This is a genomic window from Phycisphaeraceae bacterium (genome assembly GCA_019636795.1).
Taxonomy (GTDB): Bacteria; Planctomycetota; Phycisphaerae; order Phycisphaerales; family UBA1924; genus JAHBWW01.
The window spans coordinates 531,355-544,389 of sequence record JAHBWW010000001.1 but is presented as its reverse complement, the minus strand read 5'-3'; the positions used below and the strand labels follow the sequence as shown (position 1 = coordinate 544,389).

Genomic DNA, 13,035 nt, shown 5'->3' with positions numbered 1-13,035 from the left:
CGAATCAGGGGCTATCGTTGTCCCCGGCTCCACCCGCCGGCTGGATCCACACCATGGCGAGGAAGAACAACTCACCCATTCGCATCATTCTCCCGATCGCGGTCCTCGCGCTTGGGCTGTTCATCGCCATCATCGTCACGATCGGCCGCAAACCCGCAACGCCTCAGACGCCGGCACAAGCCCAGACCGGGAGCCAGACCGGGAGCCAGGTCGAGAATCAAGGCGAAAGCCCGCTTGCAACTCGGCAGCCAGATTCTGATCAGACGACCGACGCACAGCCAACTCCCATCACGACTGTCAGGCCAACCAACGCACCGATCGAAGGCCTTGCTGCACGGGTCTTCACCCAGCCACTGGGCACTGTTGTCATCGGCAGCGACGACCCCAATACCGGGTACGCGCTCGAAGTCCGTATTTCGGAACTGGGTGTCGGCATTGAAACGCTCACGTTGAGTGAGCACCGCCAGAACTTGACCGGGCAAGAGAAGATCGTTCTTCAGAGTCTTCACGAAATCGACACGGGGGCGGTCGGCATCGCGGTGCCTTATGCCCTGACATCGCTCATCGTCAATGGCACACGAGTGGACCTGACCAGTGGCCCGGCGGGCGAACCGGTCTGGCGCTTGCGCGAGGGTGCTCCGGCTGGTTCGTTCGAAGCGTTCATTGACGATGCCGCTGGCAATCCGGTCGTGCGCGTCGAACGCACCATCGACCTCGCGCTCGGTTCGCACGATCTGGCGATCCGTCAGCGAGCATTCAACCTGACTGACAAGCCTCTGGACATTCGCTGGATTCACACCGGCCCGATCAGCATGGACTCCGAAACCGGAGGCTACGGCGGAGACAAACGCCGCGTTCGCTTCGGGTTCTGGCTCAAGCCTCAATCGCAGGCTGGCGACCTTGCGGTGCTGAGCAACAACCACACCACCGATTTCGCGTCACTTGTCGGCGTGAAGAAGTCCAACGGTTCGTTCAGCGTTCCCGTCTCTGAACAAGTCTGGCCGAACGCCCTGAGCATCAAAGATGAGCATCGCCTCGTCTGGGTCGGCATGACCGGGCGGTACTTTGGCGTCTCACTGCATCCGCTGATCGACCCGGCTTCGACGGACAAAGTCTTTCGCGTGCAGAACGTCAAGCGCATCGCGGGCCTCGTGCCCGGCATGCCTGGCGGACTCAAGAAAAACGAGATTCTGAACAACACGGTTGTGGTCCTGCTCGTCGAGAGTGAGCCCGCAGTGGTAGCCCCTGGTACGAGTGCTCCCTTTGACCTTGGTGTGTACGCCGGCCCGCTGTCTCGCGCGAGCATCAGCAAAGAGACTGTCGCGCGCGTGATGGGTCTCGACGGGATGGTGCTCTACAACTTCGGCGGGCCGTGCGCTGTATGCACATTTCAATGGCTCGCGCGGGTGCTGCTCGATGTCCTGACATTCATCCATGGTCTGACGGGCGACTGGGCACTGGCCATTATTCTGCTCGTCGTGATCGTGCGCACCTGTTTGCATCCGGTCACGCGCTGGAGCCAGATCCGCCTTCAGAAGTTCGGCGTGCAGATGCAGGGCATCGCACCCAAGCAGCAGAAACTCCGGGAGAAGTTCAAAGACGATCCGAAGCGCATGCAGGCGGAAATGGGCAAACTGTGGAAGGAAGAAGGCATCAATCCGGCCGGCATGCTCGGGTGCCTTCCGATGTTCCTTCAGACTCCCGTCTGGATCGCGCTGTACGCCACGCTGTTCTTCGCTGTCGAACTTCGCCATCAGCCTGCGTTCTTCGGCGTGTTTCAGCAGCTCGGCGGCTGGACGTTCATGGCTGACCTCTCGCGATCGGACAACGCCATTCCGCTCGGGCGAACGTTCGATTTCGGACTGATGCAGATCGACGCGATCAATCTGATGCCGTTGCTGCTTGGTCTGGTGTTTTACTTCCACCAGAAGTTCCTGACCCCGCCGACGAGTGCGACGCTTACGCCCGAGCAGGAGTCGACACAGCGCATGGTCAAGATCATGAGCGTGGTCCTGTTCCCCGTGTTCATGTATGCCGCGCCGTCGGGGCTTGCGCTGTATTTCATCACGAACTCGACGCTGGCGATCGCAGAAAGCAAGTGGATTCGTGCGCACATGAACAAGCATGGCCTGCTCGATGCCGACAAGATCCGCGAACAGGCCAAGGCAAAGAAGTCGACGGGATTGCTTGCCAAACTTCAGAAGATGGCTGAAGAGCGTCAGTCGCAACAGCAGGCGAGCCAGCGCATGATGAAGCGTGTGCGCAATGTCGCGCCCGACCGCCCCGAGCGCACAGACCCGAAGTTCAAGCGTCGGAAGTGAGCGATGTTCACCGGCGACACCATTGTCGCGCGAGCGAGTGCTGCCGGAATCGGACGGCGAGCGATCGTGCGCCTCGCGGGACCTGCGACACCAGTTGCTCTTCGCGCCATCGGGATCGACGATCCTGGCCGACGCGGGGCCTGGCGCGTGCGGGCCAGATGCGACGCCTTACCCGACCTGCCGATGCTCCTTGTTCGCTACGTCGCGCCTGCGTCGTACACCGGCGAGGAAGCAGCCGAACTCGTTCTTGTGAACAGTGACACCCTGATCGAACGTCTCATGACTGTGCTGAGCACCGTGCAAGGCGTGCGCCATGCCGAGCCTGGCGAGTTCACAGCACGGGCGTATCTTGCAGGCAGACTCACGCTCGCGCAGGCAGAGGGGGTCGCGGCCAAGGTTGCTGCGCAGACCTCGGAGCATGTTGCAGCGGCCGAGCGAGTGCTCAGCGGGCGTGCGGGCGAAGAATACCGCTTGTGGGCTGACGAAATCGCATCGCTGCTGGCGCTGGTCGAGAGCGGCATTGACTTTGCGGAGGAAGAAGACGTTGTCGCGATCGGCGCCGGCGCATTGCGTGAGCGACTCGAAGCGCTCGCGGGCACCATCGAGGTAGCGACCGGAAGCGTCGCACCCGAGCCATGGAACGGGCCCGAGCCTCTCGTGGTGATTGTGGGCAAACCCAACGCGGGAAAGTCGAGCCTGTTCAATGCTCTGCTGGGGCACACGCGCGTGGTGGCGTCGCCGATCTCCGGCACGACGCGCGATGTCATCGTCGAACGATGGGTGCTCGACGCGCAGCACGCCGTGCTGCTGGCCGATTTACCGGGCCTGGATCTTGATGCGTGCGATGACCTCTCACTCGCAGCACAAGCCGGCGCGCGGCGCGCAATCGAACACGCGGATCTCCTCATCGCGTGCGATCCCGAAGGGGCGTTCGACTGGATTGATCCGACATGGCCCGAGAGGGTGCGTGTTCGCACCAAAGTTGACTCGCATGTCATATTCTCGCCCGAAATCCTGAGTGTGTGCAGCCTCGACGGGTGGCACCTCGAACGCCTGACCCACAAGATCGCGCTTTGTGCACACGGAAGTGTGCGAGCGGCCGATTCGACCCTGATTCCGCGTCATCGCGAGGTCGCGCGACGCGCGCACAGCAGCCTGCTCGCAGCGGCCGGCGTGTTGCAAGATCAGCCGGAACATGGACTTACAAATGCTGACCTGGTTGCTTCAAGTTTGCGGCGTGCCCTCGATCTCATTGGCGAACTTGCCGGGCGCATCACTCCGGACGACGTGATTGGTCGGATCTTTGCGCAATTCTGCATAGGAAAGTAATGCAAAAGCGCTCGCATTTGCCGAATCTATCTGGTACGCTGTGAGGCGCAGGAGACGGAATTTGAGCAGCGACTCCCCGACATCAACGGTCAAGCCACCCGACATCAAGCCGGAGGTGGCTCCTCCCGCGACGAATATTCTTCCGCCTTTTCACGTCATCTTGCACAACGATGATGTCAATGACTTCGGGTATGTTGTGATGTCTCTGATCTCTGTAACGCCTGTACGTGAAAAGCATGCTGTGCAGATCACGCAGGTTGCGCACGCCCGTGGGCGTTCGCTCGTCATGACGACCCACAAGGAGCGAGCGGAACTCTACCGCGATCGGCTCCGCAGTCGGCACCTGACGGCCACGATCGAGCCAGCGCTCTGAACTGCCCCTCCGTCGTCAAGGAAGTTTTCAAATTTTCGACGACTTTCATCGCATCGGGCCATCGTGCGCGGCTCTGGTTTCCCAGTGCATGTAAACGGGCGCAATCATTGCGCGATCACGGTCGAACCTGAACCGGCCTGGCACCCACAGCCGATGACCCTTGCTGCCGACCTGCCCCGCGCCGGTCGGAACCGAAAGGGCCGATCATGACGATGCGTCTGGGTGAACTGCTGGTCGAGCAAGGCTTGCTCACCGATGAACAACGTCGCCAGATCCTGCTCGCTCAGGAAGAGCATGGCCGACCATTCGGTGTGGTGGCTGAAGAGATGTTCGGCATCGACGCCCGCAGCGTCGAACAGGCCTGGGCGGTTCAGTTCTCACAGATGGCCGAGTGGATGGATCCAACCGTCGAAGCGGCATCGCCCGACGCATTGGCAGCAATCGACCGGCGCCAGGCATGGCAGTTCCGTATCGTGCCTTTGCGCTTCGAAGGGCGCGAACTGGTGGTCGCAACCGATACCCCGGGCCTGCCGCGTGCCATGCGGTTCGTCGGGTGGCGCATCCCCCACCCCTGCCGATTCGTTTTGTCCAATCCCGAGACCCTCGACGCTGCAATCCGGATGTACTACCCGATGGGAAACCTCGATCCATCGTCACTGGCCAAATTGGCCAAGGACGCCTTCGCGTCAGGCCGAGCGATACCATTGAGCGATGCACCATGAATCCCAGACTTTGCCTCCGGCTGACAGCGAGATCCGCACGGTCTCGTTTGTGAGTCTGGGTTGCCCGAAGAACCTGATCGATTCGGAGAAGATGCTCGGCCTGCTGGCTGAGGACGGGATTTTGCCCGTCTCTGCAGACGCATCGACGGATAACGAACACGACGATCTCTCGCTGGCGGGTTCGGAACAGGACTCCAGCGCGACCACAGGCCGCATCACGCCCGCCGACGCCGTCGTCATCAACACCTGCGGCTTCCTCGAAGCCTCGAAGCAGGAATCTCTAGGCGTGATCCACGATGCGATCGCTGCCAAGGAACGCGGCGAGGTCAAGCGCGTCGTCGTGGCCGGATGTCTGGTTCAGCGGCATCGGGCCAAGATGCTCGAATGGGCGCCCGGCATTGATGCCATGATCGGGGTGTTCGATCGGGAAAAGGTGCTTGAAGCGGTGCGCGGCATGAGCGGGGCCGATGTTCGAGTCGGCTCGGAACCAACCGCCGAGACTGCACCGAAGTACTGGATCCACGCCAACGCGCTGGTCAAAGCCCGCGACCAAGGCATGGCAACCACGGGCCTGACTGTCAACGGCAAAGATGGCAAGGGCATCGGATACTTCGAGGATGATTCTGCCCGTCTGCGCCTCACGCCGAGGCACTATGCATATCTGCGCATCAGCGAAGGCTGCAACCAGAACTGCGCGTTCTGCACGATCCCGTCCATCCGAGGCAAGATGCGTTCAAAGGGCGTCGACCGCATCGTCGATGAAGCCCGCGAACTCCTGCGCGACGGAGCCTACGAACTTCTGCTCATCGGGCAGGACACGACCAGTTATGGCGACGACATCGGAGTCGGACTGGGCGGACCAGCCCGTGGGGCACTTGCTAATGCGGACCTCTTTGGTGCCGGCCTGCCTCGCGTGCTCAAAGCCTTGTCCGACACCGTTTCGCAGGAAATCGGGCGTGGTTGGCTCCGGCTCATGTACGCCTACCCGTCTAACTTCTCCGACGAGATCATCGACGCCTTTGCTGCCCTGGTCAGCGATGGGCACTTGTTGCCTTATATCGACATCCCGCTTCAGCACGCATCGGACCGCGTCCTCACCGCCATGCGGCGCAACGTGCTGGCAAGCCAGCAGCACGAACTGATGCACAAGCTGCGTGATCGCATTCCAGGCATGGCGATTCGGACAACGTTCATCACCGGGTTCCCCAGCGAAACCGAGGAAGACCACGAGCAATTACTGGCCTTCATCGAAGATGTCGGGTTCGACGCGGTCGGTTGCTTTCAGTACAGCCGCGAGGAAGGAACTGTCGCTGGCTCGATGGAAGATGACCCGGCGCTGGCGGTCCCGGCTGAGATCAAGCAGCGTCGCCACGATGAAATCATGGCCTTGCAGCAGGGCATCGCGCACGAGCAGGCAACATTTCTCGCTGAGCAGTTCGACCCCTCGCGCCCGACCGAGTCGGGGTGCCAGTTCGATGTGCTGATCGATCGATCGATCGGGCTTGACCCCGGCTCGCCGCAGGTCAGGGTGTATGCGGGGCGGACCTATTTTCAGGCCCCGCAAATCGACGCCACGACCATCGTGCGCTCGCGTGAAACCTTGTCGCCGGGCGAACTGGTCCGATGCACCATCGTCGGCTCGGACGGGTACGACCTGATCGCCCGGCCCGTGGTTGAACTCGAAAAACGCATCGGCCTGCCGCTGATCTGACGCCTGATATGCACCCCTGCTTCGACAAACTGAAGATGACTCTCGGGCCCGAAGAGTTGCCTGCACGAACTGGCGTCCGGGTGCCGATAATGTTGGCATGATCCGCCCCGGTCACATGGTGATCTTGTGCGCGCTGGCGCTGCTGGCCATCGGAGTGGTGATGGTCAACTCCGCGTCGATGCATGTGGCCAAGATCGAAATCCGCGAAGACAGCGCGACCAGGGGCATCGCGGCCAATGGCGTGACATTCAAGTCCATTCTGATGAGCCCCGCAACCATGCACATGGTGCTCGCCCTGGGGGCCCTGACCTGTGCTGCCCTGCTCCCGATCGGCGCGGTCGCAGGGGTGATCGAAGACTTCGGCCGACTGAAGCGGCCCGCGATCCTCACCGCCCTTGGCGCGGGCGTGCTGCTGGTCATTCTCTCGACGGTTTACTGGCCGGGAATCGCCAGGCCCAGGAACGGATCGCACCGCTGGATCAATCTCGGACCGCTGGATTCTTTTCAGCCCAGCGAAGTCGCCAAGTGGGCGCTCGTCTGGCTCGTCGCTGCGTATTGCGTCTGGGTCGGGCGCGAGCGTCTGCGTACGTTCTGGTTCGGATTCCTGCCCATCATCGCCTGCGTTGGCGCGGTCTCAGCTCTCGTTGTCAAGGAGGACCTCGGCACGGGAGCCTTGATGGCCATGGCTGCGGGACTGATGCTGCTCGCAGCCGGCGCACGATGGCGACACTTCGCCCTGTTTCTGGGTGTGGGGATAGCGGGCGTCGCTGCTGCCATCGTTCAGAACCCCTACCGCATTGACCGCATCGTCGCGTTCCTCGATCCGTACGCCGACCCGCAGGGCACGGGTTTCCACATGATCCAGTCACTAGCCACGGTCTCCGGCGGCGGACTCACGGGGCGTGGACTCGGGCACGGCCTCCAGAAATTCGGCTATCTGCCTGAAGACCAGACCGACTTTCTCTTCGCTGTCATCTGCGAAGAACTCGGCATCGGGGGGGCAGCACTGATCCTCGGCCTGTACGCTGTCCTTGCGTGGACCATCGTCGGGATCCTGAGCCGCGAGCCCAACGCGCTGCTTCGGCTCGGGGGGTTTGGTGTGCTGGCCACGCTCTTGATTCAGGCCACGATCAATCTCCTCGTGGTCACCGGGCTTGGTCCGACCAAGGGCATCGCCCTGCCGCTGCTCAGTGCCGGGGGCACGGGCTGGGTGCTCACCGCCGGTTGCCTCGGGCTTCTGGTCGCGATGGATCGTCGGCACGCACGAACGATGCCCGACAACGACTTGGCCGAGCCGGTGCCCTTGTGAGCGCAAAAGGCGTGATCTTCGCTGGAGGCGGAACCGGGGGACACATCTATCCCTCGATCGCCATCGCTGAGCATCTGCAGCATCATCAACCGGGAATGCACATCAGCGTCATCTGTTCGACGCGCTCGATCGACCAGCGTGTGCTCGATGGAAGCGGACTCGATTTTGACACCGTGCCCGCACAGCCATTTGGCGTTTCACCGAAGGTGCTCGTGCGCTTCGCTGCAACGTGGCCTGGCGTGGTGCGCGCGTGCAGGCGCGCTATGCGGGCCTGCTTCGATGAGTGGTCGATCGGAGCGGATGAATGCGTGCTGGTGGCTATGGGAGGGTTCGTCTCGCCGCCAGCAGTATGGGCTGCACGATCGCTCGGAGTCCGGCGTGTGCTGGTGAATCTGGACGCTGTACCTGGACGCGCGAATCGGTTTCTCGCGCCGCGCGTCGACCGGGTGTTTTCGACATACGCATTTGCAGGTGCGACGCGGGTCGGGCCCATTGTGCGAAGTGCGGCCCGGGTCGCTGCGAGCGCGGCTGAGTGTCGCGAGCGACTGGGTCTGGATCCTGCGATGCGCACGCTGCTGGTCACTGGCGCGAGCCAGGGCGCGCGCTCGATCAACGAGTTTGTGCTCGGTTTGTGTGCACAGCACCCTGAGATGTTCGAGGGCTGGCAGATTCTGCATCAGGCCGGGGAAGATCAGCATGAAGAAGTCGAAGGCCGTTATCGTGCGCTGTCTGTGAGTGCGCGGGTAGTTGGGCTTGTGGATGAGGTCGGACTCATGTGGGGTGCGTGCGATGCGGCGCTTTCGCGGGCCGGCGCGGGAAGTGTCGCAGAAGTCTGGATCAATCGCATTCCGACCATATTCATGCCTTATCCGTATCATCGCGACGCGCACCAGAAGCACAACGTGCAGCCACTGGTGGACTCCGAGGGGGCGATTCTGATCGAGGATCTCATCGACGCCGATGCGAATGTGCGCGCGCACGGGGCGATCGTGGGCCGATTGCTTTCGGATGATGCGTTGCGTCAGGGACTGCGTCAGCAGCTCGCGCAGGTCGGGGCGGGGGATGGGGCCGACGAGATTGCAATCGCCCTGCAAAACCTGTGAGCAGGAATCACGTATCACGCTTATAGAAGTGCGGGCAATTGCTCAGGGGGAAGACCCAGAGCGGCAGACACGCCGGGCGTAACCGTGGCGTAACGTGCCTACGACTACCCGCGAATCAGGGAGGCTAGACTCGATCTATGAGTTCTGTTTCGGGTGATAACCCCTACCGCCCGCATGCACGGTGTGTGCTGTGGCACCCTTCGCGTGCGGAGGTTCCTGCCGATCTGCGGCTTGCGCTTTCGCAGCGTGGCGTGTGGTTTGTTGAATGCGATACGGCAAGTTGGGCGACAGCCGAGCTGTGCAGGTTGTATCAGCATGATGCGCACACGCCGCTGATCCTGCTGCTGATGGAGCCTGGGCGCTTGCGTTCGGTTTCGGACGTGCTGGAGGTAGCCGAGCGTTATGCCCCTCAGGCGACGCACTGGGTGTATGACGCTGAGCGCGAGCCGAAACTGCGTGCGATGGCAAGTACGAACATCATGGCCTCGGCAAGCCACCGGGATCCGATGGATGAGGACGGGCTCAAGATCTCTGAGGAAGTTGTCGCTGAGGCTGAAGAGTCCGATAACGTAGAACAAAATTGTGAAGGTGGGGAAACTCAGCCCTCCATTTTGACCAGTCGAGAGCTTGCTTCTTTGAAACACCCTGATCAGGCGGGGAATTCTGAGGCATGATGTGTGTAGACATCGTACTCGATCGAGAGAAATCAGTGGACTACGCAGGCGTCACAACTGGCGGCCCCCCACTGCGCGGACTTCGTGTCCTCGTGGTAGGGAGCGATGGAAATGTGGATGAACTGCTCCGGGACCCGGCAGTGGAAGTGGCCCGTCTGCGCTCGCTGATCGAGGTGGTGGCGGTCGTCAGTTCCACCCCCCCGGTGCCGGGGGTTCCGGTGGTCGTGGCGCTTTCTGCGGGCTCGTCTCCTGTACCGGCTACGAAAGATTTTATCGAAGCGATGAGTTTCGTCGATCGGACACTGTGCATTGTGCACATTGGTCCGTGTGAGCCGACACTTCGAGACATGATCCACGGGGTGGTGACAAGCGACATGAAGCCCGACGAACTGAGATCAATCGTCGAGATGCGCCTTGGGGGCGAGTTTCTAGTTCCGGCGATCGAGGTGTTTGCCGGCCGAAGCGATGTTCCGAGCAGTGCCCGCGCAGTGGGCGATCTGGAACTGATCGAGCGGGTGCTGGGCGGCGGCGAGGTGTTGAATGTCGCGCTGAAGTTGATCCGCGAACGTCTCGAACATGATGCGGTGTCGTTCGCGGGGCATCAGGCAGAAGGCGATGGATCGATTGCGTCGGAGGTGCTGGTCGAGGGCCGACGGGTCGGATATCTGATCGCTCAGCCGCCGGCGACTCAAGCGAATCTGGATGCGCATGCGGTGTGGCTGGGCGCGTGGCTGACGCTCGAACAGCAGAATCGGTATCAGAGGCTTGAAGCGTTGACTGACCCGCTGACGGGGGCGTGGAATCGCCGATACTTCGAACGGTACCTGTCGAATGCAATTGATCAGGCCAAGCGTGCCCGGCACAGCGTGACGGTGATGGTGTTCGACCTTGACGGTTTCAAGCAGTTTAACGATCAGCACGGGCATGCCGCTGGTGACGAGATTCTGCGCGAGACGGTGCGGCTGTTGCGGAGCGTGATTCGGCCTTCGGACCGGGTGTGCCGCATCGGGGGCGATGAGTTTGCGGTGATTTTTTATGAACCGCGTGGCCCGCGTGTACCGACGAGCAAGCCGCCGGATTCGATCTACCGGATCGCGCGGCGGTTTCAGTCACAGATCTGCGGGGCAGCGTTCCCGAAACTTGGCCAGGACGCACCTGGATCGCTGACGATTTCGGGTGGACTGGCAACGTATCCGTGGGACGGGCAGGATCCGCAGTCGCTGCTGGAGCGGGCCGATCAGTTGGCGATCGAGAGCAAGAAGCAGGGGAAGAACGCGCTGAAGTTGGGTCCGGGCGCGATGCGCGAGTGCGTGGACGAAGCCGACGCCTGATCGCGGGTGAGCGCAGACAATGACAGCGGGCGCAGTCGCGTGTTGCGGCGGTGCGCCCGTTGTGGTTTGTGATGCTGCGTGCGACGTGTGAAGTCGAGCGTGTTATGGGCAACCGGCTGAGAAGTTTGCCAGGAAGATCTGGACATCGAAGAAGTCGTGCGCGCCGTCGAGGTTGAGGTCTGCGCGGGGGTGCTGGCTGGCGAAGTCGGCGAGGAATGCCTGAACATCGAAGAAGTTGACCACTCCATCGTTGTTGTAATCGGCAATACAGAGGCGTTCGAATGCGCCGATGTCGGGCTGGTACCACGGGCGAGGGTGGTGGCGTTGATCTTCGATGATTGTGTTTCCGTTGGGATCGACGCTGAAGTTGATGTTGCCGGCGTCGATGCATGGGCTGCCTGGCATGAGACGTTGGGTAAGAGTCGGTCCGCCGTGGAGTCCGAGTGGGCTGATGAGGGGGTCGATGGGCATGGCGAGTGTGCCGTTGATATCGCCGGGGCCTGCGAAACCTGCGGTGCCGTCGGCGTCGAAGTTGAAGCCGAGGGAGATGAGCGGGAGCGATGTGCCTGTGACGCCTGGGTTGATCGATCCTGGAATGTTCACGAAGATGGTGTGCGTTGAGCGAAGGGTTGCACCCCCCGAGGGCGTGCCGTTGTGGATGGTGTCGGCGGTGCCTGGGAGCATGGCGGTGTTGTAGCCGAGGGTGACATGGACGAGGTTGATATCGCCGCCGGTGAGGTTGAGGATTGCGCCTCCGAGGCCGTTGGGGGTGGTGTTGTGGCTGATTGTGGAGTTGATGATTGTGAGGTTGCGGAAGTTGTAGATAGCGCCGCCACCGAGTTCGTTGAGTTGATCGCCGTGAGCGATGTTGCCCGCGAGTGTTGAGTTGTGGATAGTGCATGAGTTGGAGTTGGTGATCGCGCCGCCACTGGTGTGGGCGAAGTTGGCTTCGAGCATGGAGTCGCGGATGGTTGCGACAGCGAGGCCTGCGACGTTGAGGGCTCCGCCGCCGGATTGGCTGGCGTTGCCGAAGAGTCGGGTGCTGGTGATGTCGAGAGTTGAGAAGGTGTTGATGGCGCCTCCGACACCGACGCTGGTATTTCCCTCGAAGTCGCAGGCATCGACGGAGGTTGGACCACGGACGTTGATGGCTCCACCGGCTGCTGAGGAATCATTACGGAAGAAGCGTGTGCTGATGATGCGGAGGTTGGGACTGGCGACGGTGGTACGGATTGCGCCTCCATCGCGATCGGCGCGATTGTGGTCGAAGTAAGCCCCGACGATGCTGCCAGTTCCCGCGAGATGGACTGCCCCGCCGAAACCGGTTGCTCGGTTGTTGTGAAACTGGTTCCAGTTGGTGAGTATGAGATCTCCAAGTGTGTCGATGGCTCCGCCGTGTGCCGTGATGCCACCGGTAGCGGAACAGCCGCTGACTTCGGTATTGCTCAATTCGATGGTGCTGCCAGCAACGGCTCGAATTGCACCGCCAGACTCGACACCGACCACACCGGGAACCGCCGTGCCGCTGTAGAGCCCAAGATCGGCGAGCGAGAGTCGAACTGCGGCACGGACGTCGAAGATGCGATCGCCGAGGACTGAAGCGTCGATGAATGTTGCGCCCAGTCCGCCCCCGCGGATGGCGATGTTGCGATGGACATCGAGATCGCCGGTCACGCCAGCGTCTTCTGCATGCCCTGTGTGGCTGAGCAGAAAGTATCCAACGGGCATCGTGATGGTGTAGTTTCCGGGCGGGAGTGTATTGATGTGCTGAATCACGGAGCGCAGTGTGCACTGGTCGCCGGGGATCGATGCATCGGCATCACACCCGAGAACAGGATTGACCGCTGGCGCGTCGAAGAAAGCGTTGACGGTAAACTGGGCTTGTGCCACGCTGCACAACATGACAAGCCCGGTGCAGGCGAGGACACGTGACATGCGAGGCAGCGAAATAATGTGACCGAGCAAGATCTGCATGGACCGGTTTGCGTTCATCGCGACGACTCCGTTGCGGCGGGGCACATGGCGAGCTTTGGGGCCGCACACCCGGCTCGTCGGCGCCAGCATCGAGATGCAGGCTCCATGAGTCTTCTGCACTTTGGAAGGAGTTTCTCTCAGGAAGGGGAGGGCGAATCGGCAGAAAATGTGCCATTTCTTACTTGTTC

Annotated in this window: 10 protein-coding genes; 9 read left to right on the top strand and 1 reads right to left on the bottom strand. The window is 61.6% G+C overall.

What is annotated here, in order from left to right:
• Positions 1-53 precede the first annotated feature (53 nt).
• The 9 genes from yidC (at position 54) to KF757_02250 (ending at position 10,873) form a co-directional block, all read left to right on the top strand.
• Positions 54-2,321, top strand: a complete 2,268-nt coding sequence (gene yidC, locus KF757_02290; protein ID MBX3321801.1) for a membrane protein insertase YidC — start codon at positions 54-56, stop codon at positions 2,319-2,321.
• Positions 2,322-2,324: 3 nt separating this feature from the next.
• Complete coding sequence (locus tag KF757_02285) at positions 2,325-3,650, top strand: 50S ribosome-binding GTPase (protein MBX3321800.1); 1,326 nt, start codon at positions 2,325-2,327, stop codon at positions 3,648-3,650.
• Between the two features lie 61 nt (positions 3,651-3,711).
• On the top strand, positions 3,712-4,023 hold the full coding sequence (locus KF757_02280; protein MBX3321799.1) for an ATP-dependent Clp protease adaptor ClpS: 312 nt from the start codon (positions 3,712-3,714) through the stop codon (positions 4,021-4,023).
• Between the two features lie 206 nt (positions 4,024-4,229).
• On the top strand, positions 4,230-4,745 hold the full coding sequence (locus tag KF757_02275; GenBank protein ID MBX3321798.1) for a hypothetical protein: 516 nt from the start codon (positions 4,230-4,232) through the stop codon (positions 4,743-4,745).
• Positions 4,735-6,456 (top strand): 30S ribosomal protein S12 methylthiotransferase RimO, encoded by a 1,722-nt coding sequence (rimO, locus tag KF757_02270; protein ID MBX3321797.1) that lies wholly within the window; start codon positions 4,735-4,737, stop codon positions 6,454-6,456. Before KF757_02275 ends, rimO begins: the two co-directional genes overlap by 11 nt.
• A gap of 97 nt (positions 6,457-6,553) precedes the next feature.
• The gene (locus tag KF757_02265) at positions 6,554-7,765 is read left to right on the top strand and encodes an FtsW/RodA/SpoVE family cell cycle protein (GenBank protein ID MBX3321796.1); all 1,212 of its coding nucleotides are present in this window, start codon (positions 6,554-6,556) and stop codon (positions 7,763-7,765) included.
• Positions 7,762-8,868, top strand: coding sequence for a glycosyltransferase (locus tag KF757_02260; GenBank protein MBX3321795.1), 1,107 nt, complete (start codon positions 7,762-7,764; stop codon positions 8,866-8,868). The genes KF757_02265 and KF757_02260 overlap by 4 nt, the downstream gene beginning before the upstream one ends.
• Positions 8,869-9,005: 137 nt before the next feature.
• A complete protein-coding gene (locus KF757_02255; protein MBX3321794.1) occupies positions 9,006-9,542 on the top strand; it encodes a hypothetical protein in 537 nt (178 codons plus the stop codon).
• Positions 9,539-10,873: a GGDEF domain-containing protein gene (locus KF757_02250; protein MBX3321793.1), complete on the top strand. Its 1,335-nt coding sequence runs from the start codon at positions 9,539-9,541 to the stop codon at positions 10,871-10,873. Before KF757_02255 ends, KF757_02250 begins: the two co-directional genes overlap by 4 nt.
• Positions 10,874-10,975: 102 nt before the next feature.
• Here KF757_02250 and KF757_02245 read toward each other — a convergent pair whose 3' ends face one another.
• Positions 10,976-12,865 carry a hypothetical protein gene (locus tag KF757_02245; GenBank protein MBX3321792.1) on the bottom strand — a complete coding sequence of 630 codons (1,890 nt, stop codon included), beginning with the start codon at positions 12,863-12,865 and terminating at the stop codon, positions 10,976-10,978.
• Positions 12,866-13,035: the final 170 nt, after the last annotated feature.

Bases quoted from the DNA above. Each gene is read 5' to 3' on its own strand.
- yidC (MBX3321801.1), top strand. From the start codon at position 54: ATGGCGAGGAAGAACAACTCACCCATTCGCATCATTCTCCCGATCGCG.
- KF757_02285 (MBX3321800.1), top strand. From the start codon at position 2,325: ATGTTCACCGGCGACACCATTGTCGCGCGAGCGAGTGCTGCCGGAATC.
- KF757_02275 (MBX3321798.1), top strand. From the start codon at position 4,230: ATGACGATGCGTCTGGGTGAACTGCTGGTCGAGCAAGGCTTGCTCACC.
- rimO (MBX3321797.1), top strand. From the start codon at position 4,735: ATGCACCATGAATCCCAGACTTTGCCTCCGGCTGACAGCGAGATCCGC.
- KF757_02265 (MBX3321796.1), top strand. From the start codon at position 6,554: ATGATCCGCCCCGGTCACATGGTGATCTTGTGCGCGCTGGCGCTGCTG.
- KF757_02255 (MBX3321794.1), top strand. From the start codon at position 9,006: ATGAGTTCTGTTTCGGGTGATAACCCCTACCGCCCGCATGCACGGTGT.
- KF757_02250 (MBX3321793.1), top strand. From the start codon at position 9,539: ATGATGTGTGTAGACATCGTACTCGATCGAGAGAAATCAGTGGACTAC.
- KF757_02245 (MBX3321792.1), bottom strand. From the start codon at position 12,865: ATGAACGCAAACCGGTCCATGCAGATCTTGCTCGGTCACATTATTTCG.